The sequence below is a fragment of the Sphingobium sp. DC-2 genome, from assembly GCF_000722555.1.
GTDB lineage: Bacteria > Pseudomonadota > Alphaproteobacteria > Sphingomonadales > Sphingomonadaceae > Sphingobium > Sphingobium quisquiliarum.
Map to the genome: position 1 here is coordinate 24840 of NZ_JNAC01000043.1, position 21876 is coordinate 46715.

Sequence of the window (21876 nt, forward strand, 5' to 3'; positions counted from 1 at the left end):
GTCAGGCTGCCCTTCTGTCTCCGGCCGGGTTATCCTTGAACACGGTCGCGCGGACATTGTTGGGGTCGATCTTCGCGATCAGTTCCAGCTGCTCGGCCGTCGGCGCAGGCGTCACCGGGATTTCGTCCGCGATTTTGGCGAGCGGAAAGCCGGTATTGTCCTGCACTTCCTCAAAGGTAACGCCCGGATGCAGCGAAATCACGCGGATCTGATGATCCGGCCCGCCAAAATCCATCACGCACAGGTTGGTGATGATGCGGCGAAGGTCCAGGCCCTTGGGCGGCTGCCCATTGCGGTAGCGCGCCGGATTATAGCCCGCCATGCAGACGAAATCGACTTCGCCTTCCACGAACGCGCGCTTGTTGTGGTTCGGGAAGAAGAAGCTGTTGGGATGGCTGATCGAGTTTCCGGGGAAGCCCCGCGCACCCAGCATCGCCGCCTTGGGCTTCTTATGATCGCCGATGACGGAGATATTGGCCTGGCCGAAGCGGTCGATCTGCACCGGGCCGACCAGCGCATGGCGGCGGCCGCTCCACAGCGCGGAAAAGACGCGGTCATAATTGGCGATGCCTTCATATTCGGGCTCGCTGTTGCGCTTGCCGGGGCCGACCGGCTCGCTGGTATACCAGACCTCGCCATCGGTGGTCTGGATCGCCGGGGAGAAGCTCAGCTTGGCAAGGCCAGCGCCGATGCGGGGCAGGGGGCCGATGCCGGTCGCCATCACCTCGCCATTGTCGCGCCACACTTCGGCGCAGGCGGCGATGACCAGTTCGGCGAGCGAATAGCTATTCTGGGTCATGTCAGTCTCGCTCAGTAAATGGGGACGGGCAGTTGCTTGACGGCTTCCTCGCCGCCGATCGCCGCCTGATAGTCCGCTTCGGACACGTCGATGAACTTCGCCTTATATTCGGCCCATGCCTCTGGCGAGGCAGCGCTCTCGACATAGGTCTTGATGTGCTTCAGATCGAGCTGATAGTCTGGCGCGGCGCTTGACGGATGCGCGCCCAGCGGCGCTTCGGCGACGCCGTTGATCATCGTGCGCTCGACCAGATTGTAGCGGCTGTTCTTCTTCATATCCAGTTCGGCCGTCGTCACGATCTTCTCGACCGTGGCGTAGCTCTTGCCCGCCGCGCGCACCAGCAACTCGTCGAAGATCGGATCGACCGACAGGTTGAGCAGGTTGCCGCGCTCGTCGGAACGATGCGCATGGATCAGCGCCACGTCCGGCACCAGCGCGGGCATGGCGACGAATTCCTCGCCATCCTCATAGGGGCTTTTCACGAATTTGAAGTCGAAGCCCGACTGGTTGATGATGTCGGTGCCGATGCCGACGCGCGTCGGCAGGAAGGGAAGCTTCATCGCGCCTGCGCGCAGGCCCCAATGATACATGCCCTCGTCCAGTTCCAGCACTTCGAAGGCGCCCGCCTGGCGCGCATTGCGGAAATGCGGTTCCAGCGGGAAATGATCCAGGCTGGCGAAAGCGAAGACCAGCTTCCTGATCTTGCCGGTGGCGGCCAGCATGCCGATGTCCATGCCGCCATAACCCGCCATCAGGGTCAGGTCCTTCAGGTTCGACCGGGCGATCGCGCGGATCAGGGCCATCGGCTTGCGCCGCGTCGCCCATCCGCCGATGCCGATGGTCATGCCGTCGGAAAGTTGGCCGACGATGTCATCCACCGTCATACGCTTGTCGAGCATAGTCTCAGTCATCCTTTTCATGGGCCCATTTGTGGCCCCAGTCACTGACGCCCAGGCTGGTGGTGGGCACCCAGCTTGCCGGGTCGATCACCATTCCGTTCCAGCCATATTCAATATCAAAGCCGCCCGGCGTCTGCATGTAGAAGGACGTCATCTTGTCATTCACATGGCGGCCCAGCGTCGCCGAAAGCGGCACCTTGCCCTTGCTCTTGAGCACGCGGTCATAGGCGCGGCCCACATCCTCCAGGCTGCCGACTTCCAGCATCATGTGCACCGCGCCGTTCGGGCTTTCGGGCAACTGGCCCAGAGCCAGGCTGTGGTGGCGGGCGTTGCAATGCATGAAGGCAAAGCCCACGCCCGGATCGTCTGGCCCGCCGCCGCCCAGGTAGAAGCGGCCAAGGTCGGTGTCGCGGAAGCCCAGCACATCCTTGTAGAAAGCGTGCGTCTCGTCGAAATTCGGAGCGGTCAGAACGACATGGCCCATGCCCATGTCGCCATTGTCGCCGGTCACGAAACGGCTGACGGCGGCCGGGGACACGAACGGGGCATAATCATAGAAGCGGCCGTAGAACAGCTCCATCGCATGGCCGCACGGGTCGGAAGACCGGGCAAGCTCCGTCACCTGGCGCGCCCGCGCTTCCATCACGCCCGCGCGCTCCACGGGACGGCCCGCGGCCTCCAGCCTGGCGAGCGCTGATTCGAAATCCTCGCGACTCGCAAATTCCCACGCCGGCGCGACGAAGGCGTCGCGATCGCCCTTCTGCACCCACAGGCGGAAGGGGCGGTCGTCCATGCGGAACAGCGCCACGTCCTCGCGATCGCTCTGCGCGGGCATCAGGCCCGCTATGTTGCAGGCGAAGTCGCGCCATGCGTCAAGGTCCCGCGCCTCGATCACCACATAGCCAAGGGATTTTACTGCCATTCTGCCGCCTCATCCAAAGCCCGCCCCGCAAGAGCGGGGCAGTGAATTTCGTTCGGAACTGTCGCTTCCGCTACGCAATCCCGGCGGTGCCGGACCTTCACGCAGCGTAACGCTTACCGCCATATCTTCATAGGCGATAGCAATTCGTTCCAATCGGGCCTATAAGCATCGTGCCAAATACGCAAGCCCCCTTCGTCTTGACGTTTTGCGTATCAAAGAACTATATGGTCTACGCATATCCCGTTTTCGGGCGAGTTCCACGGAGAAGATGATGACCGGCGCTGCGGCTACTCAAATTGTCAATGAAACCGGGGGGCAGATCCCCACGGCGGAGGCGCTGATCGAACGCGCCCGCGCCATGATTCCGACGCTGCGCGAACGCGCCCGCGCCTGCACCCTGGCCCATAATGTCCCGGCCGAAACCGTGGCGGAGATGAAGGCGGCGGGATTCTTCCGCGTGCTCCAGCCCAAGCGGTACGGCGGCTATGAAATGCACCCCAACGTCTTCTTCGAAATCCAGAAGGCGCTGGCCGAAGGCTGCATGTCGACCGGCTGGATCTACGGCGTGCTCGGCTGCCATCCCTTCGAACTCGCGCTGTTCCATGATGAAGCGCAGAAAGAAGTCTGGGGCGACGATCCCGACATGCTCGTTTCCTCCACCTATCAGCCGGTGGGCAAGGTGGAAAAGGTGGAGGGCGGCTTCTACCTGTCCGGCCGCTGGGGCTTTTCTTCCGGCTCGACTCATTGCGGCTGGGTGCTGCTGGGCGCGATCAACTTCGACACCAATGGCGGTCCGCCGGACATGCGCACCTTCCTGCTGCCGCGTCCCGACTATCAGGTGATCGAAGGCACCTGGGACACGTTCGGGCTTCAGGGCACGGGCAGCTTCGACATCGTCGTCGATCGCGTCTTCGTCCCCGAATATCGCACGCACAAGGCCAGCGACGGCTTCGCCTGCAAGAATCCGGGGCAGGAAACCAACACCGCGCCGCTCTATCGCATGCCCTGGGCGCAGCTGTTCGTCCGCTCCGTGTCGACCGCAGCCTTCGGCGGCACGCGCGCCGCGATCCAGGCGGGCATCGACATCATGAACAGCCGCGTGTCCAGCAACACGGGCAAGGCCGCGAAGGCCGATCCGGTGCTGCACGCCGCGCTCGCCCGCGCCATCGCCGAAGTCAATGAGATGGAGCTGACGCATCGCGCCACCTTCAACGAAATGATCGACTATGCGGAACGCAACGAGCCGGTGCCGATGGAACGCCGCGCCCTGTTCGCCTACCAGTCGTCCAATGTCGTGCGCCGCATGGCCGACCTGGTCGATGACATCGTGAAGCTGCTGGGCGGCCGGGCTATCTATATGTCCAGCCCGATCATCCAGCCCTGGCTCGACCTGCATGCCGCGCGCGCGCATGTCGCCAACGATCCGGGCAACCGCAGCAGCGACGTGCTGGGCACCATGCAGGGCGAAGCGCCCGGCTTCACCTTCATCTAAAAAGGAACCGGCATGGCCAGCGAACTTTCCCGCAAGACGCACGGGGTCACCGGCGGCTACGATATCTCGGTCGCGGAACTGGGCGAAGGGCCCGCCGTCGTGTTCATCCACGGCAGCGGCCCCGGCGCGTCGGGCGCATCCAATTTCCGCCAGAATGCGCAGGTCTTCGCCGACGGCGGCTACCGCGTGATCCTGCCCGACCTTATCGGCTATGGCGCTTCCTCCAAGCCCGAAGGGATCGACTATACGCTCGATCTGTTCACCAGCACGCTGCTGGAGGCGCTCAAGGCGCATGGCATTGAAAAGGCTATCCTCGTCGGCAATTCGCTGGGCGGCGGCATCGCCTTGCAGATCGCGCTCGATCACCCGGAATTTGTCGACCGCCTGATCCTGATGGCGCCTGGCTGCATCCACCCGCGCGAGGATTATTTCAAGATGCCGGGCATCGCCAGCATGGTGAGTTCGTTCGGCGGGCCCGACTTCAACGAGGATGAACAGCGCCGCCTGATCACCAACCTCGTATATGATCCGGTCCATGTCACCGACGATCTGGTGAAGGAGCGCTTCGCCGTCGCCCGGACACAGCCCAAGGACGTGATCGTGCGGATGCGCACGCCTGACCTTGGCCCGCGCCTCAACGAATTGAAGATGCCGATCCTCCTCTTCTGGGGGTATAATGAGCGGTTCATGCCGCTGGAGGGCATCAACCTCTTCCTCGAAGCCTGCGAGGATGTGCGCTGCGTCACCTTCAACAAGGTGGGCCACTGGGTCCAGGTGGAGCGCGCGGACGAATTCAACCGCTACTCGCTGGCTTTCCTGAATGGCTAGTGCGCCCCAGCTCATGGCGGACCCGGCGGATGTCGCCACCGGCTTCCGGGGGGCGATGCGCCGCCTGGCGTCGGGCGTCGCCATCATCGTCGGCCGGGGGGATGGCGCGCCGGTCGGCATGGCGGCGACCTCCATCACCTCGCTGACGATGGACCCGCCCGCCATTCTCGTCTGCGTCAACCAGACGGCGGGGCTTCATGCCTGCCTGTCGCCCGGCTGCCCGATAAGCGTCAACCTGCTCTCGCGGCACCAGCGCGATGTGTCGGCGGCGTTCGGCGGCGCGGTCGCGCGGGAGGAACGGTTCAGCGTAGGGCAGTGGACGGAGGATGCGCAGGGGCTTCCAATGCTGGAGGACGCGCAGGCCAATCTGGCCTGCACGATCGACAGCATCACGCCTTACGGTTCGCACAGCATCGTGGTAGCGCCCGTCAATGCGGTGCGGCTGTCGGATGCGGTCGAGCCGCTGATCTACCAGGACGGAGCCTATTTGTGACCGAAACCGTTGACCGGAGCCTGAACGACACGCTCGCGCAGGAGCTTTACGAGGCGCTGCGCGAAGGGCGGACGGTCGAACCGCTTATCGCCCGCCATCCGCAGCTTACCGTGGATGACGCCTACGCCATTTCGCTGGGCGCGCTCGAAAAGCGCAAGGCCGATGGCGAGCGCGTGATCGGCAAGAAGATCGGCGTCACGTCGAAGGCGGTGCAGGACATGCTGGGCGTGCACCAGCCCGACTTCGGCTTCCTCACCGACCGCATGTTCGTGGAAGGTGACATCGACGTGAAGGCGAACGGCCTGATCCAGCCCCGTGCGGAGGCGGAGATCGGCTTCATCCTCAAGGACCAGCTCAAGGGCCCCGGCGTCACCGCCGATCAGGTCATCGCCGCGACGGAGGCGATCGTCCCCTGCTTCGAAATCGTCGACAGCCGCATTCGGGACTGGAAGATCGGCATTGTCGACACGGTCGCCGACAACGCCTCCTGCGGCGTCTATGTGCTGGGCGAGGCGCGCGCCGATCCGCGCGCGCATGACCTGCCCAACCTGCACGTCACCGTGACCAAGAACGGCCAGCCGCTCAGCGAAGGCTATGGCCACGCCGTTCAGGGCTCTCCGGCCGAAGCGGTCGCCTGGCTCGCCAACACGCTGGGCGCTTATGGCGTTACCCTGGATGCGGGCGATGTGATATTGTCGGGCAGCCTCGTGCCGCTCGAACCGGCGAAGGCTGGCGATGTGTTTGAAATGCAGCTGCATGGCGTCGGCGCCTGCACCGCGCGTTTCGTCTGATTTTCAGTGTCGCATCGCTGGCGCGGTGCTTAGGGAGTAACTCATGACTGGCAAGGTCAAGGCGGCGATCATCGGTTCGGGAAATATCGGCACCGACCTCATGATCAAGATGATCAAATATCCGCAGAATATGGAACTGGCCGTCGTGGTCGGCATCGACGAGAAGTCCGAAGGCCTCGCCATGGCGCGCGAGCGCGGCGTCGCCACCACGCATGAGGGGCTGGAAGGCCTCATGAAGATGGATGTCTATCCCGAAATCGGCATCGTCTTCGACGCGACCTCGGCTTATGCGCACAAGGTCCATGACGAAGCGCTGCGCAAGGACGGCAAGCAGGTGGTCGACCTGACCCCCGCCGCCATCGGCCCCTTCACCATTCCGCCTGTCAACATGGAAGAGAATCTGGACGCGGGCAACGTCAACATGGTGACGTGCGGCGGCCAGGCGACCATCCCCATGGTCGCGGCGGTCAGCCAGGTGGCGACGGTCCACTATGCCGAAATCGTCGCGTCGGTTTCCTCGCGCTCGGCCGGTCCCGGCACCCGCGCCAATATCGACGAGTTTACCCGCACCACCGCCAACGCCATCGAAAAGGTCGGCGGCGCGGCGCAGGGCAAGGCGATCATCATTTTGAACCCCGCCGAACCGCCGATGATCATGCGCGACACCGTCTTCACCTTGTCGGAGGGCGCTGACGAGGACACCATCCGCGCTTCGGTCGAAGCGATGGTGAAGAAGGTGCAGGCCTACGTCCCCGGCTACCGCCTCAAGCAGGAAGTGCAGTTCGAACGCTTCGGCGACAATAACAAACTCAAGATCCCCGGCCGTGGCGAATTCACCGGCATCAAGACCATGATCCTGCTGGAGGTCGAAGGCGCGGGCGACTACCTGCCCAGCTATTCGGGCAATCTCGACATCATGACCGCCGCCGCAAAGGCGACCGGCGAGCTGCTGGCGCAGCGCATTCTCGAAGGAAAGAAGGTGGCAGCATGAGCGGCGCCAAGTTCAACGTGGAGTCGGGCGACAAGCTCTACATCCAGGACGTGACCCTGCGCGATGGCATGCACGCCATCCGCCATATGTATGGCATCGATCATGTGAAGGCCATCGCCAAGGCGCTTGACGATGCGGGCGTCGACGCGATCGAGGTCGCGCATGGCGACGGCTTGAGCGGCGCGAGCTTCAACTATGGCTTTGGCGCGCACACCGACTGGGAATGGCTGGAAGCGGTCGCGTCCGTGCTCAGCAAGTCGGTCCTCACCACCCTGATCCTGCCCGGCGTCGGCACGGTCGAGGAACTGCGCCGCGCCTATGACATCGGCGTGCGTTCGGTCCGCGTCGCGACCCACTGCACCGAAGCCGATGTGTCGAAACAGCATATCGGCATCGCCCGCGACCTGGGCATGGACGTGTCCGGCTTCCTGATGATGAGCCACATGATCGATGCCGAAAAGCTCGCGGAGCAAGCCCTTCTGATGGAAAGCTATGGCGCGCAGTGCGTCTATGTGACCGACAGCGGCGGCGCGCTCGACATGGACGGCGTCAAGGCGCGGCTCGAAGCCTATGACCGCGTGCTCAAGCCCGAAACCCAGCGCGGCATCCACGCCCACCACAATCTCTCGCTCGGCGTCGCCAACTCGATCGTCGCGGCGCAGTGCGGCGCGGTGCGCATCGACGCATCGCTGACCGGCATGGGCGCGGGCGCGGGCAACGCGCCGCTGGAAGTCTTCATCGCCGCCGCCGACCGCAAGGGCTGGAACCATGGCTGCGATGTCAACGCGCTGATGGATGCAGCCGAAGACCTCGTCCGCCCCTTGCAGGACCGCCCGGTCCGTGTCGACCGCGAAACCCTCGCGCTCGGCTATGCCGGGGTCTATTCCTCCTTCCTGCGCCATGCGGAAAAGGCGGCGGAAACCTACGGACTCGACACCCGCACCATCCTGGTCGAACTCGGCCGCCGCAAGATGGTCGGCGGGCAGGAAGACATGATCGTCGACGTCGCGCTCGACATGGTGAAGGCGCGCGAAGCCGCCGCTTGATCGGCAGGGGCGCGGCCGGACCATGGCCGCGCCTCATTCTCGCCAGACAGGATGAGGAGAGGGAGCGTGACGGCCCGGCCGCGCTTGTCGCTTGACCATATCACCGTGACCGACACCACGCCCGCCCGGCTCGCCGAACTGGCGGCGGCGACGGGCTGTTCGGGCATATGCCCCTTTCTCCATTCGATGGCGGTCCTCCCGGCGATGCCGGAATATGACCTGATCCGCGATCCCGCCGCCCGCCGGGCCACCCGCGATGCGCTGGCGGCCAATGGCGTCACGGTCGACCTCATCTATCCCTTCACCATGGCGGGCCGCACCGTCGTGGCCGATTTCGCCCCCGCGCTGGAGGCGGCAGCGGAGCTTGGCGCGCCGCTCGCCAATGTGCTGTGCTACGATCGTGATCCCGCCCGCCGCACCGACAAGCTGATCGAACTGGCCGAACTCGCCGCCTCCTTCGGCATCGGCCTCGCCATCGAATTCTACCCGCCCTCGCAGGTCCGCACGCTCGCTGAAACCCTGGCGGAGATCGACCGCACCGGCCGCGCCGACATCGGCGTCACCGCCGACCTGCTGCACATCGTTCGCGGCGGAGAGCTGGAACAGAGCATGGCGCTGCTGTCGGACCCGCGCGTCCGCCTTGGCCAGATCGCTGACGGCCCCGCAGGCATGCCCGCCGATCGCATCGAATGGGAAGCGGGCATACAGAGGCTGCTGCCGGGGGAAGGCGCGTTCGACATCGCCGCCTTCGCCGCCGCGCTCGCGCCCGGCATTCCGCTCAGCGTCGAAGTGCCGCAGCAATCGGCGCTCGACGCGGGCATGTCTTCACTGGAACGGGCGCGCGCGGCGGTGGACGCGGCGCTGGGCGCTCTGGAGGCCCGCTGAACCCCAACCGCATAGGAGAGAGACATGGCCGGACGGCTCGAAGGCAAGGTTGCGATCGTCACCGGCGCTGGCCGGGACGGCAATATCGGCGTCGCCATTTGCGAAGCCTATCTGCGCGAAGGCGCGCGCGTCGTCGCCACCGACTTTCGCGAGGAAGAACGCGAAGCCATCACCGCCCGCATGGGCCGGGCAGGTCCCGCCAGCGCCTTCCGCTACCTGCTGCATGACGTCACCAGCGAAGCCGACTGGGCGCGCGTGGCGGAAGAAACGGTGGCGGCGTTCGGCGGCATCGACATATTGGTCAATAATGCGGGCATCGCCATCCATGCGGGCATCGAACATTGCTCGCTGGACGATCTGCGCAAGGTGATGGCCGTCAACCATGACGCGCTGTTCATCGGCATGAAGGCCTGCCTGCCCGCGCTCAAGGACAGCGCCGGGCGCTTTCCCGGCGGCGGGGCCATCATCAACAATCTGTCGATGGCCTCCTACATGCCCAATGCCCATAATATCGGCTATCATGTGTCGAAGGCGGCGGGCCGCATGCTGACCATGTGCGCCGCGGTCGAATTCGGCCCGATGAAGATCCGCGTCAATTCGGTCCATCCCGGCCTCACCATGACCCCGCTCATCCGCGAGGGTCTTGCCGATTATGTGAAGCTGGGCGCTTATGAAAATGTCGAAGCGGCCGAAGCGAGCATTGCGGGCATGGGTCCGCTGGGCATTTCCAGCGACCCGGAAGATACCGCCCATGCCTTCGTCTATCTGGGATCGGAAGAGGCGCGGTTCGTGACCGGCGCGTCCATCTACCATGACGGCGCGATCGGGCAGCGATATTAGGTGTAGAGCCTTTGGAAAGAACGGTTCGGAGTGTCGAACGGACTCACTTGCTCGTTCGAATCCCAATCGCAGGAACCAGTTCAATCCTGACGGGCACTGCCAACAAACGCCCTCACCGGCGGCGCAAAGCACACACATGACCGGCCCAGCCCGGATCATGCCCACCCATAAGGAAAGGAAGCCACTCCATGCGTGACCTGATCGATCCGGCGCTGCTGCCCGGCCTCGACATGATGCCTGCGCTCGACCTGAACGACGCCATCCTCCCCGCGTTGCGCGAAGGGATGGAGCAGGCGTCGGCCGCCATGCCGGAGCCGGCCGGCACCGGCGTCACCACGCGGGACGAGCAGGTGCGGACGCCCGATGGGCGCAGCGTCACCGTCCGCGTCTACACGCCATCGGGCGCGGGGCCGAAGCCCGCCATCCTGCAAATCCATGGCGGCGGCTATGTCATGGGGTCGGTGAATACCGGCCATGGCGCGATGATGACGCTGGCGGCGGCGGTGGAGGCGGTGATCATATCCGTCGATTACAGGCTGGCCCCGGAAACGCGCGCGCCCGGTCCGGTCGAGGATTGCTATGCCGCGCTGGCCTGGCTTCATGATCGGGCCGCTGACCTGGGGGTCGATCCGGCCCGCATCGCGGTTGCGGGGCAGAGCGCTGGCGGGGGCCTTGCCGCTGCCCTGACGCAGATGGCGCGCGACCGGGGCGGCCCGGCGATCGCGCATCAGATCCTTATCTATCCCATGCTCGACGATCGCACCTGCATCACGCGCCAGCCCGAACATCTGGGCGCGTTCGTGTGGACGCCGCAGGCCAACGCCTTCGGCTGGCGGTCGCTGCTGGGGCGGGAGCCGGGCGCGGCCGAAGTGCCGCCCTATGCCGTGCCCGCGCGCGCGACGGACCTGTCGGGCCTACCGCCCGCCTTCATCGCCGTGGGCGCGCTCGACCTCTTCCTGGCCGAGGACATGGATTATGCGCGCCGCCTGATCGAATCCAGGGTGCCGGTGGAGCTGCACGTCTATCCGGGCGCCTATCACGGCTTCGACGTCATGCCCGGCGCGCCCGTGTCCGGGCGCATGCAGCGCGACATGATCGCCGCGCTCCGCCGCGCGTTGCACGGGGAAGAGGCGGCCGGGCCTGCGTGATATAAAGCGCGACGTGCTCCTGCCTGCGCAGGAGCGCCTAACCCGCCTTTGAATTATTCCGCGCGCAGTTCCGCCAGCTCGTCCGCCGACAGCTTCAGGCCCGCTGCCTTGACGCTTTCCTCGACGCGTTCGGGGCTCGACGCGCCGAAGATCGGGATCACCTGCTGCGGCTGGTTGATCAGATAGGCCAGCACCACTTCGGCCACGCTTACGCCATGGCGCTGGGCGACCTTCTGCGCAGCGGCGAAGCGGCCCTTGTTCGCCGGATTGTCATAGAAGCCCTTGAGCGCGTCGGACACGCTGTCCTCGCCCTTTTCCAGCATGCTGAAATAGCCGCGGCTCTGCGCGCAATAAGGCAGGATGGCGAGGCCCGCATCCTTGAGCGCGCTGCCATGATCCTCGAAATATAGCTGATAGCCCTGCTGCATCGCATTGGCTTCGTTCGGCTTGGCCAGGCCCCAGAAAGGCTCGATCGCGGCAAAGCCGGTCTTGCCGTTCGCCTTGGCATAGGCATTGGCTTCCAGCACCCGGTCAGCGGTCCAGTTCGACGCGCCGAACGCGCGGATCTTGCCCGCATTCTTCTGTTCGTTCAGGAAGTCGATCAGTTCGGCGACCGGCGTGTCCATATTGTCCATGTGCAGCCAGTAAAGGTCGATCGTGTCGACGCCCAGATGCTCCAGGCTTTCATTAAGGTCGCTGGCGACGTCGGCCGGGTTGACGCGGTTGCGATAGTCGCCCACGCGCATGTCGAAGAAGCCGCCCTTGGTGGCGATGACCACATCCTCGCGCTTCTTGCCCTTCAGCCACGCGCCGATCGCGCGTTCGCTCGCGCCCTTGGGACCATCGGGAATCCAGTCGCCATAGGAACGGGCGGTGTCCACGAAGTTGCCGCCCAGTTCCACGAACTTGTCCAGGATGGCGTTGGCGCGCTGCTGGTCGATGGCGGAACCCAGCATGTTGGTGCCGTAGCATAGCTGGCTGACCTTCAGGTCGGTGTTGGCGAGCGTCACTTTCGAAAGCATGGCATTCTCCTGAATGGGTGCATCGGCCTTCCCGTGGAAGACCGGTCTCAATTAGAGCGGGCTCGCGACCGCGCCGCCTATGCGCGCGACCACGCTGCGATGCTTGGCCTGCATCGCCAGCCTCCCTATCCGTTACGCATTGCAAGGGTCAAAGGGAAGGGGATTGTGCGGAATAGCTGCTTGCCGGGCCATATTGATGCGATGATCGCATGTGCGCGGGCGGCTTGACTTTGGCGGAGCGGCGCCCGCAACGAAAATCTGGCGCTCATCGATTCGCCACGCTATGGTCCCGCCAAATAGAGAGGTGGGCAAGAATGCAGATAAGGAGCGGGCGGACAATGACGCCGCCACCGCTGGATGCTCTGGATACGAGCATCATTGAAATCCTCCGCACCAACGGACGGGCTACCAACCAGGACATCGCCAAGCAATTGTCCGTCACCGCGGCCACCGTCTCCGCCCGCCTGCAAAAGCTGGAGGACAGCCGCGCCATGCGGGTCGTCGCGGTCACTGATTTCTCCGCGCTCGGCTACAACATCATCATCGTCCTTGGCGTCAAGGTATGGGGGCGCAGCGCCCAGGATGTCGGCCGCGACCTGGCAGCCTTTCCCGAAGTGCTGAGCGTCAACATCATGAACGGCGCGCACGACCTGGAACTGCTGGTTGCCCTGCACGACTTTTCCGAAATCCAGAATTTCCTCTACGATCATATCGCCGGAATCGAAGGCGTCGCCCATCTGGAATCGGGGATCGCGGTCGATATCGTCAAATATGAATTCAACGTGGCGCCCCTATGAGTGGCGCAAGCTGGCAGCGCCTGGACGCGCTGGACCGCAAGATCGTCGAGAAGCTGGGCCGGGACGCGCGCATTTCCAACCGCGCCATCGCGGCGGAGCTGGGCGTCACCGAAGGCACGATCCGCACCCGCATCAAGCGGTTGCAGAATGAAGGGCTGATCCAGTTCACGGTGGTCAAGGACTTCCGCATGGCCGGGTCGCCCAACCTCTGCATGCTGGGCATAGACGCCGATCCGTCCTGCGTGTCGGCCCTTGCCGAAACCATCCGCCAGATCCCGGAAATCAACTGCGTCGTGCTGATGCTCGGCCGGTTCAGCCTGCTCGCCATGGGCCTGTTCACCAATATCGAGCAGCTCAATGAGATCGTGATCGATCAGATCCGCACCTTGCCCGGCGTCCGCCGCGTGGAAACGTCGATTTCCGTCCACAATCTGAAATATGAACCCACCATCGCCAAGATCACGTCGGACCCGAAGGCGGATTGCGCCTGACCTGACGTGATGCCTGACCTCACCTGATGCAGGCGCGCCCGGCTCCTCCGCCGGGCCGCGCCTCGTCCCTCAACTGCCCAGCCACCACAGCACGGCGATCAGCGACAGCGACGCCATGCTGGTGGTCAGCGTCACCGCCCAGGCGCTCAGTTCCATCGCCCATCGTCCCGCCTTGCCCGCCAGCACGAAGCTGGAAGCGCCGCACGGCATCGCCGCCATCAGGATCGCCATCTTCGCCCATAGCGGCTGCATCGGCGGCAGCAGCATCACGAACCCCGCAGTGATCAGCGGATGCACCCCCAGCTTCATCGCCACGGTCCGGCTGATCGGCGCGGGCGCGGCGCTTTCGCGCGGCAGGGCGATGAAGATGCCGATCGCCGTCAGCGCGCACGGCGCCGTCGCCTGCGCCAGCGTCTCCAGCAGCACGTCCAGCGGCCCTTGCAGCGGCAGGCGCAGGATCGACCAGGCCACACCCATCAACGCCAGCAGGATCAGCGAGTTGCGCGACACCGCCCGCGCGGCCAGCTTGATTCCCTTCATCGTGCCATGGCCGTGATTGGCGGCCATTTCGCTCACCACCATGCCCACGGTGAAGATGACGGCGGAATAAAGCAGCATCGTCACCGCCACCGGCGCGACCGCCGCCTGGCCAAAGGTCAGCAGCGCGACGGGCAGGCCGACGAAGCCGGTATTGCTGAAACAGCCGCACAGCCCCGCGATATTGGCCTCGCTGCTCGTCCGCCCCAGCCATTTCTCGACCGCGAAGCCGATCGCATAGGTGGTCAGCGCCCCGCCGATCACCGCGATCAGCATCGACGGCACCGCCAGGTCGCGCGCATCCATCTTCGCGATCGACCGGAAGGTCAGCACCGGCAAGGTGACGCCGATGACGAAGCGGTTCAGCACTTCAAAGGCGCGGTCCCCCAGCAAATTGGTGCGCCCGCATCCATAACCGAGCAGGATGAGCCCGAACACCGGCACCAGCGCGCCCAATATCGTCATCGCCATGGGAAGATCGCCACCGGAGGAGGGAAAACTGCGCGCCGCTTACAGCATCGCACCGGAAAGTGGGAACGGCTTTTTCACAAAAGCGCAGCGGCGGCCCGTCACCTCATTTCGCCCGAACCGCCGCCGAACAGCCCTGCCGCAGTGACGAAGCTCGCCCGCGCGGCCTCGTCCAGTGGCAGCGCGCGGAACGCGTCGGACAGGATTTCGACTCCATAAGGCCCGTCATAACCCGTCCGTCGCAGCGCCCTGAGGAAAGCGGGAAGGTCGAAATCGCCTTCTCCGCACAGCCGCCTGTGGCGCATCGTGTCTTCGGTGATGGAACCCTGCATCACCTTATCCGCGTCGCATAATTCCACCGCCTTGATGAAGCGCGCCGGAACCGCCGCGACATCCTCCACGGCGCTGCCCGAACGGACGACATGCCATATGTCGATCAGCAGCCCGCCATTGGCCGCCCCGGCCCGGCTGACCATGTCGAGCGCGGACGGCAGGTCCGGCAGGTCGGAAAAGGGGATCATCTCCAGCGCCATCGCCAACCCATGCGGGGCCGCGTCCGCGCACAAGGCGGCGAACTGTTCCGCCAGCCGCGCCATGCCCCATCCTTCATCGCCAAAGGGCGGCATGACCTTAACATGGCGTGCGCCCAGCACATCGGCCGCCTCGAACAGCTCCGCCCGCGCGGCGTCGGACCGGTTGCGCCGGTCCCCGTCCGCGAACCAGTCCGGGAGATATTCCAGCTCGACGATGCGCAGCCCGGCATCGGTCAGGCGTCTGCACAGCGTCCGATAGTCCTTGCCCCGCTCGCGCCACCGCGCAAGGTCGCCCAGCCAGAAGCCCACGCCTTCATACCCGGCCCGCGCCGCCGCATCGATCCGGTCCTCCAGCGGCCACCGGCTCACATTGTCCGGCGCATCCGGCCGCACATTGCCCGCGATGGTCCAGCAGGTGGCGATCAATGCGGGGCGCCGACCCGGCACTTTTCCTCTCCCTCACCCTATCCTGGGCGTTTCGATCCCCGCATTGTCGCAGGCATAGTTCAGCAGCGCGCTATAATCCTTCGATGCATAGTCCGTCGCGCGCGCGCCGCCGAACACGGCATGGGCGGCCGATCCCATGGGCAGGCCGATGCGGTTTTCCGCCGCCGCGGTGATGGCGAGCGTCAGGTCCTTGAACGCCAGGTCGATGGTGAAGCCCGGCTCTATATCGCCCTTCAACGCCTTGTTCACCATCAGCACATGGAACTGGCCGTTGCGCGCGGTGGTATTGCCGGTGACGTCGTGCATCGTCTGGATGTCGAGGCCCAGCTTCGTGCCCAGCGCCAGCGATTCCGCGACGATCTGCGCGGTCGACAGCAGCATGAAATTGTTGATCAGCTTCATGCGGCTGCCCATGCCCGGCTTGCCGCAGCGGAAGATGTCGGTGCCCATGGCCTTCAGCGCCGGTTCGACCCGCGCATAATCCTCGTCATTCGCGCCGACCATGAACAGCGATTCGCCACGTTCGGCATGCAGCGCCAAACGGCCGATCGGCGCATCGACAAAGGCGATGCCCTTTGCCGCGCAGGCGGCGGCGACCCGGTCGGTCCCCTTGGCGTCGATGGTGGACAGGTCCATCAGCAGCCCGCCAGCATCGATATTGGCCAGCACGCCGTCTTCGCCCAGCACCACTGCTTCCACATGCTGCGTCGCAGGCAGCACGGTGATGACGATGTCCTGCCCCCGGCTCGCCTCGGCAACGCTCGCCGCCTTCTTCGCGCCCAGCTCCGCCACCTTGCTCATCTTCGCATCGTCAATGTCGAAGACGGTGACGTCAAAGCCCTTGCGTTGCAGGTTGGACGACATGGGCAACCCCATCGCACCCAGTCCGATAAAGCCGATCTTCGTGGTCATGCTATTTCCTCTCGACGTTCGGCCGACATCCCGGCCAAGATGAATTCTGAATTTTGTTCACGCGGAGGCGCGGAGACGCAGAGAAAGGAAGAATGCGCCGTAGGCGCCCTCAACTTGCTCCCGAAAAGGGCGACGCACCCTCATCGCCGCTCCGCTGCCTCACTCTTCTCCGCGTCTCCGCGCCTCCGCGTGAATCATCCTTGCTTAATGCAATTTCTCCGCCACGACCCCCGCTTCGATCAGCGCGGCCAGATCGGCCTCGCTCACGCCAAGCAGGTCCGTCAGCACGCCGCGCGTATCTTCGCCCGACCGGGGCGGGGCGTAGCGGTAGTCGGCGGGCGTCTTGGAAAATTTGCCCGGATAGCCCAGCACCTTCACCACCGTCCCGTCGGACCGCACCATTTCGCGCACGACGCCGCGCGCCTCGATCTGCGGATCGGCCAAAATATGGGGAATGTCGTTGACCCGCCCGCCCGGCAGCTTGGCCGCTTCCATGGCCGCGATCAGGTCGTCCGACTTCCACCTGGCGATGGCGGGGCGCATCTCTTCCTGCAAGGCATGGCGGTTGGGCGACCGCCCGGCATTATCCTTGAAACGCGGATCGTCGGGCAGGTCGGGCCGCCCGATCAGTTCGCAAAAGCTGCGGAACTGCCGGTCATTGCCCAGCGCCACCAATATGTCGCCATCGGCGCAGGAAAAATCCTGATAGGGGACGGTATTGGGATGCTCATTGCCCAGGCGGCGCGGGATCATGCCGCCGTTCAGGTAATTGCTGGCCTGATTGGCGAGCAGCGACACCTGCGTGTCCAACAGCGCCATGTCGATATGCTGCCCTTCGCCCGTGCGGTCGCGATGGGCGAGCGCGGCCAGGATGGAGATGGCGGAATATAGCCCCGTCACCAGGTCGCTGATGGGGATGCCGACCTTCATCGGCCCGCCGCCCGGCTCGTCGTCGGGACGGCCGGTGATCGACATCAGGCCGCTCATCCCCTGGATCAGGAAGTCGTATCCGCCGCGATCCTTATAGGGGCCGTCCTGCCCGAAACCAGTGACCGAACAATATATGAGCCTGGGATTGATCGCCGAAAGCGCGGCATAATCCAGCCCATATTTGACCAGCCCGCCGACGCGGAAATTCTCGACCACGATATCCGCGTCCGCCGCGATCTTGCGGATCAGTTCCGCGCCGCGCGGGTCGGCCAGGTTGATGGCGGCGGACTTCTTGTTGCGGTTGGCGCACAGATAATAGGCCGCGTCCTTCGACCCGTCCTCCAGGAAGGGAGGGCCCCAGCGGCGCGTGTCGTCGCCCTGTCCGGGTTGTTCGATCTTGATGACCTCGGCGCCCAGGTCGCCCAATATCTGCGTGCACCAGGGCCCCGCCAGTACGCGGGACAGGTCCAGCACCTTGATGCCCGCCAGCGGGCCGGTTGCCTTGGGGGAGGGATTGCCGCTCACTTGTCCTTGAACTCCGGCGCGCGCTTGCCCAGGAAGGCGGCAATCGCTTCATGATGATCTTCGCTATAATGGGCCAGCGCCTGATAGCTCGCCGCCATTTCCAGCAGCGTGGGCAGCTTCACATGCGCGCCTTCGCGCATCAGCCGCTTGGCCATGCGGGTGGCGTGGCCGGGATTGGCGGCGATCTTGCCCGCCAGTTCGACCGCGCGGTCCATCAGCCGGCCGCCCGGCACGACTTCGGCCACCAGCCCATAGTCCAGCGCCGTCGCCGCATCGATCGCATCGCCCGTCAGCGTCATGATGTTGGCGCGCTGCGGACCGATCAGGCGCGGCAGCAGCCAGCCGCCGCCGCCGCCCGGAATGATGCCCAGCTTCACATAGCTTTCCGCGACCACCGCGCTGTCGGCCATGATGCGGATGTCGCACATGCAGGCGATGTCCAGCCCCAGGCCGATCGCCGGGCCGTTGATCGCCGCGACCATCGGCACTTCCAGTTCCAGCAGCGCCGGGCCGATCATCTGCACGCTGGTGCGATAGCTGTTGCGGATCTCATAGGGCGATCCGCCGAACATGCCCGATCGTTCCTGCATGTTCTTGACGTTTCCGCCTGCGCAGAATGCCTTGCCCTCGCCCGTCAGGACGATCGCGCGCACCGTCGTGTCGCGCGCCATCCGCTTGCAGAAATCGACGATCTCCTCGCTATGTTCGACTTCGGAAATCGCGTTGCGTTCGGCGGGACGGTTGAACCGGGCGATGACGACGGGGCCATCGCGCTCGATGAGCAGAAACGGGTCCAAGGTCTGGCTCTCCTGAAAATAGGACGGGTTTGCGCGGCACGCTAGGCGCTGGTCCCTTTTGGCGCTAATATTGATTTCGGCTTTATCGATATACAGAGGCTATCGTGGAACTGCGCCAGCTGCGCTATTTCGTCACCCTTGCCGAAACCGGCAATTTCCACCGCGCGGCGGAGCGGCTCAACATCTCCCAGCCGCCGCTGACGGTCGCCATCCGCAAGCTGGAGGCGGAACTGGGCGCGGCCCTGTTCGATCGCGGGGCGCGCGGGGTGACGCTGACGCCTGCGGGGCGCAGTTCGCTGGAAATCGCGCGGGCCGCGCTTGCCCAGGCCGATCGGTTCCGCGAAACCGTGCGCGAAGGGGCGGTGGGGGAACGGGGCAGGTTGCGCGTCGGCTTCGTCGGATCGGCCACCTTCGAACTGCTCCCTCGCCTGATCACCAGCTATCGCCGCCGCTATCCCGCCGTCGAACTGGTGCTGGAGGAAGCGACCAGCGTCGACATCGCGCGAAAGCTCGCCGCGACCGAACTGGATGTCGGCCTCGTGCGGCTTCCCCTGCTTCAGATCGCGGCGGTGGACACGCGCGTGATCGACCCGGACGAGTTGCACGCCGCGCTCCCGGTCGGCAGCCCCTTTGCCGACGCGGACAGCGTCGAACTCAGCGATCTGGCGCAGCAGCCCTTCATCCTGCAAAGCCGCATCAGCGTGCTGCACTCCATCACCCTCACCGCCTGTCAAAAGGCCGGGTTCATGCCCATCGTCGCGCAGGAGGCCGCACAGCTCAGCGCCGTGCTCGCCCTCGTTCGCTCCGGCCTTGGCGTGGCGCTCGTCCCCTCCCGCGCGGCGGTGTCCGTGCCGCAGGGCGTCCGCCTCGTCCGCCTTGCGCAGCAGGTGCCGGTGCAGACCGGCGTCGCCCTGCCGCGCGAGGGCGCGACCCTGCTCGCCCGCAACTTCGCCGCTCTCGCCTCCGATAGCAAATAGGTATCGCTGGGCGGACAATCGATATTGGACACTCGCCCCGGCAAGCGCGATCAGGCTTCGACTTCACTCACGGTTTTACGAGGCCGTCTTGTTCGAAACATTGACCCTTTCCACCCTCCCGCCAGAGGATGAAGCGATCCGTCCCGCCCTGCGCGCGCTGATCGCCGAAGCCATTTCCGAACTGCCGGTCGATCGCCGCGCCCGGTCCTGGCAGGGCTTCGACGCTTCGTTCAGCCGCAAGCTGGGGCAGGCGGGCTATCTCGGCCTCTCCATCCCCAAAAGCTACGGCGGCGCCGACCGCAGCCCCTTCACCCGCTTCGTCGTGGTGGAGGAACTGCTCTCCGCAGGCGCCCCCGTCGCCGCCCACTGGATCGCCGACCGCCAGAGCGGCCCGCTGATCCGCCACTTCGGCACGGAGGAGCAGCGCCAATTCTACCTGCCCCGCATCTGCAAGGGCGAAGCGCTGTTCTGCATCGGCATGAGCGAGCCGGGCTCCGGCTCCGACCTCGCCAGCGTCCGCACCCGCGCCGACCGGCAGGAGGATGGAAGCTGGCTGCTCAACGGCCAGAAGATCTGGACCACCAACGCGATGCACAGCGATTACATGATCGCCCTGGTGCGCACGTCTGGAACCAGCGCCGACCGCCAGCAGGGCCTGTCGCAGCTCATCGTCGACCTGAAGCTCCCCGGCATCACCATCCGCCCCATCGTCGACCTGACCGGCGACGCGCATTTCGCCGAAGTCTTTTTCGAGGATGTCCGCCTCGCCCCCGACGCGCTGATCGGCGCGGAAGGGCAGGGGTGGAAGCAGGTCACCGCTGAACTCGCCTTCGAACGCAGCGGGCCGGAACGCATCTATTCCTCCGTCGTGCTGATCGATGCCTGGGTCCGCCACCTGGAAGCGGTGGGCCGCAAGGACAGCGCCACCATGCGCCTCGCCGGATCGCTGACCGCCCAGCTTGCCGTGCTGCGCGAAATGTCGCTCGCCGTCACTGCGCGCCTTGTCGCGGGCGAAAGCCCCGTGGTCGAAGCGTCGCTGATGAAGGACCTCGGCACCGGCTTCGAACAGGCCGTGCCGCAACTGATCGGCGACGACCTTGCCGCCACCCCGGACGAGCCGGTCGACGCCGAACTCTACCGCACATTGCTTTACGTCACGCATATCGCGCCCAGCTTCTCGCTGCGCGGCGGCACGCGGGAAATCCTGCGCGGCATCATCGCGCGCGGATTGGGCCTGAGATAAGGGGGACGGACCATGGACATGCAGGAACTGATCGATCCCTTCGCCCGCCTGATCGAGGATCTGTGCGCCCCTGCCGCCGTTCGTGCGGTGGAAGCGGGCGGCGACAGCAGCGCGATGTGGAACGGCTTCGTCGAATCCGGCTTCCTCGACGCGCTGGTGGCGGAGGAGGCGGGCGGCGCTGGCCTTTCGCTCGCCGATGCCGCGCCGCTGATCGCGCTGCTTGGCCGCCATGCCGTGCCGCTGCCGGTGGGCGACACGATGATCGCCCGCGCGCTGCTGGCGGCTGCGGGCGTGGAAGCGCCTGCCGGTCCAATCGCGATCGCCACCGGCGCGGGCCCGGCCCCCTTTGCAGCCGTGGCCGCGCACATCCTGTCCGGCTCGCCCGAAGCGCCTGTGCTGACCGAAGCCAGGGTCGAGGCGACGGGCGTGCATCATGACGTTGACGGCTATGCGTCCGGCCTGGATGGCAAGGCGCTCCGGCCCGTCGCCGCCATGCTGCGCGCGATCCTGATCTCCGGCGCGGCGGAGCGCGTCATGGAAATGACGGTCGCCTACGCCAATGAGCGCAGCCAGTTCGGCAAGCCCATCGGCAAGCAGCAGGCGGTGCAGCAGCAGCTTTCGGTCCTCGCCGAACAAGCCGTCGCCGCCCGCATCGCCGCCGCCATTGGCGCGCGGTCCGGCCTCACCCCGCGCCTGGCCGACGCCGCCATCGCCAAGCATGGCGCCAGCCTCGCCGCCGCGCAGATCGCCGCCATCGCCCATGCCGTGCACGGCGCGATCGGCATCAGCGAGGAATATGACCTGCAACTGCTGACCCGCCGCCTGCATGGATGGCGGCTGGCCGATGGATCGGAAGGCTATTGGGCAGGCGTTCTGGGCGGCTTGCGGATGGACGAAGCGGGCAAGCCGACCGCGGACTTCCTGCGGGCGGCATAGGGGTTCGTCCCGAAGCGCGACGTTCTCCTGCGGAGGCAATCGAACGAGACAAGCGGCTCGTGAGAGCCCAGTCCGGCCGCTGGTCGATCATCGCACTGTCTGGACCGGGTTCCTGCCTGCGCAGGAA

Annotated in this window: 23 protein-coding genes; 14 read left to right on the forward strand and 9 right to left on the reverse strand. The window is 65.4% G+C overall.

The window, feature by feature from the left end; translation table 11 throughout:
- Position 1 precedes the first annotated feature (1 nt).
- From ET21_RS0108900 to ET21_RS0108910, 3 genes are read right to left on the reverse strand one after another with little or no spacing between them, the layout of a single operon-like run.
- On the reverse strand, positions 2-799 hold the full coding sequence (locus ET21_RS0108900) for a CoA-transferase subunit beta (RefSeq protein WP_021236685.1): 798 nt from the start codon (positions 797-799) through the stop codon (positions 2-4).
- A gap of 11 nt (positions 800-810) precedes the next feature.
- Positions 811-1698 (reverse strand): CoA transferase subunit A, encoded by an 888-nt coding sequence (locus ET21_RS0108905; protein WP_223308015.1) that lies wholly within the window; start codon positions 1696-1698, stop codon positions 811-813.
- A gap of 4 nt (positions 1699-1702) precedes the next feature.
- The gene (locus ET21_RS0108910; RefSeq protein WP_021236687.1) at positions 1703-2620 is read right to left on the reverse strand and encodes a VOC family protein; all 918 of its coding nucleotides are present in this window, start codon (positions 2618-2620) and stop codon (positions 1703-1705) included.
- Between the two features lie 271 nt (positions 2621-2891).
- Here ET21_RS0108910 and ET21_RS0108915 point away from each other — a divergent pair, with 271 nt between their 5' ends.
- The 9 genes from ET21_RS0108915 to ET21_RS0108955 all read left to right on the forward strand — a co-directional run bounded on the left by ET21_RS0108915 (position 2892) and on the right by ET21_RS0108955 (position 11134).
- Entirely contained in the window at positions 2892-4112 is a 1221-nt protein-coding gene (locus ET21_RS0108915; RefSeq protein ID WP_021236688.1) for an acyl-CoA dehydrogenase family protein, read from the forward strand.
- A gap of 12 nt (positions 4113-4124) precedes the next feature.
- Complete coding sequence (locus tag ET21_RS0108920) at positions 4125-4940, forward strand: alpha/beta fold hydrolase (protein WP_021236689.1); 816 nt, start codon at positions 4125-4127, stop codon at positions 4938-4940.
- Complete coding sequence (locus ET21_RS0108925) at positions 4933-5433, forward strand: flavin reductase family protein (protein ID WP_030539394.1); 501 nt, start codon at positions 4933-4935, stop codon at positions 5431-5433. Before ET21_RS0108920 ends, ET21_RS0108925 begins: the two co-directional genes overlap by 8 nt.
- Positions 5430-6224 (forward strand): fumarylacetoacetate hydrolase family protein, encoded by a 795-nt coding sequence (locus tag ET21_RS0108930; protein WP_021236691.1) that lies wholly within the window; start codon positions 5430-5432, stop codon positions 6222-6224. The genes ET21_RS0108925 and ET21_RS0108930 overlap by 4 nt, the downstream gene beginning before the upstream one ends.
- Positions 6225-6267: 43 nt before the next feature.
- Positions 6268-7215 carry an acetaldehyde dehydrogenase (acetylating) gene (locus ET21_RS0108935; protein WP_030539396.1) on the forward strand — a complete coding sequence of 316 codons (948 nt, stop codon included), beginning with the start codon at positions 6268-6270 and terminating at the stop codon, positions 7213-7215.
- Positions 7212-8261, forward strand: a complete 1050-nt coding sequence (gene dmpG / locus ET21_RS0108940; protein ID WP_030539397.1) for a 4-hydroxy-2-oxovalerate aldolase — start codon at positions 7212-7214, stop codon at positions 8259-8261. Before ET21_RS0108935 ends, dmpG begins: the two co-directional genes overlap by 4 nt.
- A gap of 66 nt (positions 8262-8327) precedes the next feature.
- Complete coding sequence (locus ET21_RS0108945; protein ID WP_237751528.1) at positions 8328-9146, forward strand: sugar phosphate isomerase/epimerase; 819 nt, start codon at positions 8328-8330, stop codon at positions 9144-9146.
- Between the two features lie 24 nt (positions 9147-9170).
- A complete protein-coding gene (locus ET21_RS0108950) occupies positions 9171-9986 on the forward strand; it encodes an SDR family NAD(P)-dependent oxidoreductase (protein WP_030539399.1) in 816 nt (271 codons plus the stop codon).
- A 188-nt stretch (positions 9987-10174) separates the two neighbouring features.
- Complete coding sequence (locus tag ET21_RS0108955) at positions 10175-11134, forward strand: alpha/beta hydrolase (RefSeq protein WP_030539400.1); 960 nt, start codon at positions 10175-10177, stop codon at positions 11132-11134.
- 53 nt (positions 11135-11187) lie between these two features.
- On the opposite strand, the gene ET21_RS0108960 is transcribed toward ET21_RS0108955, so the two are convergent.
- Positions 11188-12156: an aldo/keto reductase gene (locus ET21_RS0108960; RefSeq protein WP_030539401.1), complete on the reverse strand. Its 969-nt coding sequence runs from the start codon at positions 12154-12156 to the stop codon at positions 11188-11190.
- A 338-nt stretch (positions 12157-12494) separates the two neighbouring features.
- Here ET21_RS0108960 and ET21_RS0108965 point away from each other — a divergent pair, with 338 nt between their 5' ends.
- On the forward strand, positions 12495-12953 hold the full coding sequence (locus ET21_RS0108965) for an Lrp/AsnC family transcriptional regulator (RefSeq protein WP_021236698.1): 459 nt from the start codon (positions 12495-12497) through the stop codon (positions 12951-12953).
- Positions 12950-13444: an Lrp/AsnC family transcriptional regulator gene (locus ET21_RS0108970; RefSeq protein WP_021236699.1), complete on the forward strand. Its 495-nt coding sequence runs from the start codon at positions 12950-12952 to the stop codon at positions 13442-13444. The genes ET21_RS0108965 and ET21_RS0108970 overlap by 4 nt, the downstream gene beginning before the upstream one ends.
- A gap of 69 nt (positions 13445-13513) precedes the next feature.
- Here the strand turns inward: ET21_RS0108970 and ET21_RS0108975 are convergent, their stop codons facing one another.
- The 5 genes from ET21_RS0108975 to ET21_RS0108995 all read right to left on the reverse strand — a co-directional run bounded on the left by ET21_RS0108975 (position 13514) and on the right by ET21_RS0108995 (position 18593).
- Positions 13514-14452, reverse strand: a complete 939-nt coding sequence (locus ET21_RS0108975; protein ID WP_021236700.1) for an AEC family transporter — start codon at positions 14450-14452, stop codon at positions 13514-13516.
- Between the two features lie 98 nt (positions 14453-14550).
- The gene (locus ET21_RS0108980; RefSeq protein WP_030539402.1) at positions 14551-15429 is read right to left on the reverse strand and encodes a sugar phosphate isomerase/epimerase; all 879 of its coding nucleotides are present in this window, start codon (positions 15427-15429) and stop codon (positions 14551-14553) included.
- A 12-nt stretch (positions 15430-15441) separates the two neighbouring features.
- The gene (locus tag ET21_RS0108985) at positions 15442-16341 is read right to left on the reverse strand and encodes an NAD(P)-dependent oxidoreductase (RefSeq protein ID WP_021236702.1); all 900 of its coding nucleotides are present in this window, start codon (positions 16339-16341) and stop codon (positions 15442-15444) included.
- Positions 16342-16545: 204 nt separating this feature from the next.
- Complete coding sequence (locus ET21_RS0108990; RefSeq protein WP_030539403.1) at positions 16546-17796, reverse strand: CaiB/BaiF CoA-transferase family protein; 1251 nt, start codon at positions 17794-17796, stop codon at positions 16546-16548.
- Positions 17793-18593 (reverse strand): crotonase/enoyl-CoA hydratase family protein, encoded by an 801-nt coding sequence (locus tag ET21_RS0108995; protein ID WP_021236704.1) that lies wholly within the window; start codon positions 18591-18593, stop codon positions 17793-17795. The genes ET21_RS0108990 and ET21_RS0108995 overlap by 4 nt, the downstream gene beginning before the upstream one ends.
- A gap of 104 nt (positions 18594-18697) precedes the next feature.
- On the opposite strand from ET21_RS0108995, the gene ET21_RS0109000 reads away from it, so the two are divergent.
- From ET21_RS0109000 to ET21_RS0109010, 3 genes are all read left to right on the forward strand, one after another.
- On the forward strand, positions 18698-19570 hold the full coding sequence (locus tag ET21_RS0109000) for a LysR family transcriptional regulator (protein ID WP_030539404.1): 873 nt from the start codon (positions 18698-18700) through the stop codon (positions 19568-19570).
- Positions 19571-19658: 88 nt separating this feature from the next.
- A complete protein-coding gene (locus ET21_RS0109005) occupies positions 19659-20813 on the forward strand; it encodes an acyl-CoA dehydrogenase family protein (RefSeq protein WP_030539405.1) in 1155 nt (384 codons plus the stop codon).
- A gap of 12 nt (positions 20814-20825) precedes the next feature.
- A complete protein-coding gene (locus ET21_RS0109010; protein ID WP_037470588.1) occupies positions 20826-21749 on the forward strand; it encodes an acyl-CoA dehydrogenase family protein in 924 nt (307 codons plus the stop codon).
- Positions 21750-21876: the final 127 nt, after the last annotated feature.

What these genes read in the sequence shown, in the direction of transcription:
- ET21_RS0108900 (WP_021236685.1), bottom strand. Translation starts at nt 799, where the DNA reads ATGACCCAGAATAGCTATTCGCTCGCCGAACTGGTCATCGCCGCCTGC.
- ET21_RS0108905 (WP_223308015.1), bottom strand. Translation starts at nt 1,698, where the DNA reads ATGCTCGACAAGCGTATGACGGTGGATGACATCGTCGGCCAACTTTCC.
- ET21_RS0108910 (WP_021236687.1), bottom strand. Translation starts at nt 2,620, where the DNA reads ATGGCAGTAAAATCCCTTGGCTATGTGGTGATCGAGGCGCGGGACCTT.
- ET21_RS0108915 (WP_021236688.1), top strand. Translation starts at nt 2,892, where the DNA reads ATGACCGGCGCTGCGGCTACTCAAATTGTCAATGAAACCGGGGGGCAG.
- ET21_RS0108920 (WP_021236689.1), top strand. Translation starts at nt 4,125, where the DNA reads ATGGCCAGCGAACTTTCCCGCAAGACGCACGGGGTCACCGGCGGCTAC.
- ET21_RS0108925 (WP_030539394.1), top strand. Translation starts at nt 4,933, where the DNA reads ATGGCTAGTGCGCCCCAGCTCATGGCGGACCCGGCGGATGTCGCCACC.
- ET21_RS0108935 (WP_030539396.1), top strand. Translation starts at nt 6,268, where the DNA reads ATGACTGGCAAGGTCAAGGCGGCGATCATCGGTTCGGGAAATATCGGC.
- dmpG (WP_030539397.1), top strand. Translation starts at nt 7,212, where the DNA reads ATGAGCGGCGCCAAGTTCAACGTGGAGTCGGGCGACAAGCTCTACATC.
- ET21_RS0108950 (WP_030539399.1), top strand. Translation starts at nt 9,171, where the DNA reads ATGGCCGGACGGCTCGAAGGCAAGGTTGCGATCGTCACCGGCGCTGGC.
- ET21_RS0108955 (WP_030539400.1), top strand. Translation starts at nt 10,175, where the DNA reads ATGCGTGACCTGATCGATCCGGCGCTGCTGCCCGGCCTCGACATGATG.
- ET21_RS0108960 (WP_030539401.1), bottom strand. Translation starts at nt 12,156, where the DNA reads ATGCTTTCGAAAGTGACGCTCGCCAACACCGACCTGAAGGTCAGCCAG.
- ET21_RS0108965 (WP_021236698.1), top strand. Translation starts at nt 12,495, where the DNA reads ATGACGCCGCCACCGCTGGATGCTCTGGATACGAGCATCATTGAAATC.
- ET21_RS0108970 (WP_021236699.1), top strand. Translation starts at nt 12,950, where the DNA reads ATGAGTGGCGCAAGCTGGCAGCGCCTGGACGCGCTGGACCGCAAGATC.
- ET21_RS0108975 (WP_021236700.1), bottom strand. Translation starts at nt 14,452, where the DNA reads ATGGCGATGACGATATTGGGCGCGCTGGTGCCGGTGTTCGGGCTCATC.
- ET21_RS0108985 (WP_021236702.1), bottom strand. Translation starts at nt 16,341, where the DNA reads ATGACCACGAAGATCGGCTTTATCGGACTGGGTGCGATGGGGTTGCCC.
- ET21_RS0109010 (WP_037470588.1), top strand. Translation starts at nt 20,826, where the DNA reads ATGGACATGCAGGAACTGATCGATCCCTTCGCCCGCCTGATCGAGGAT.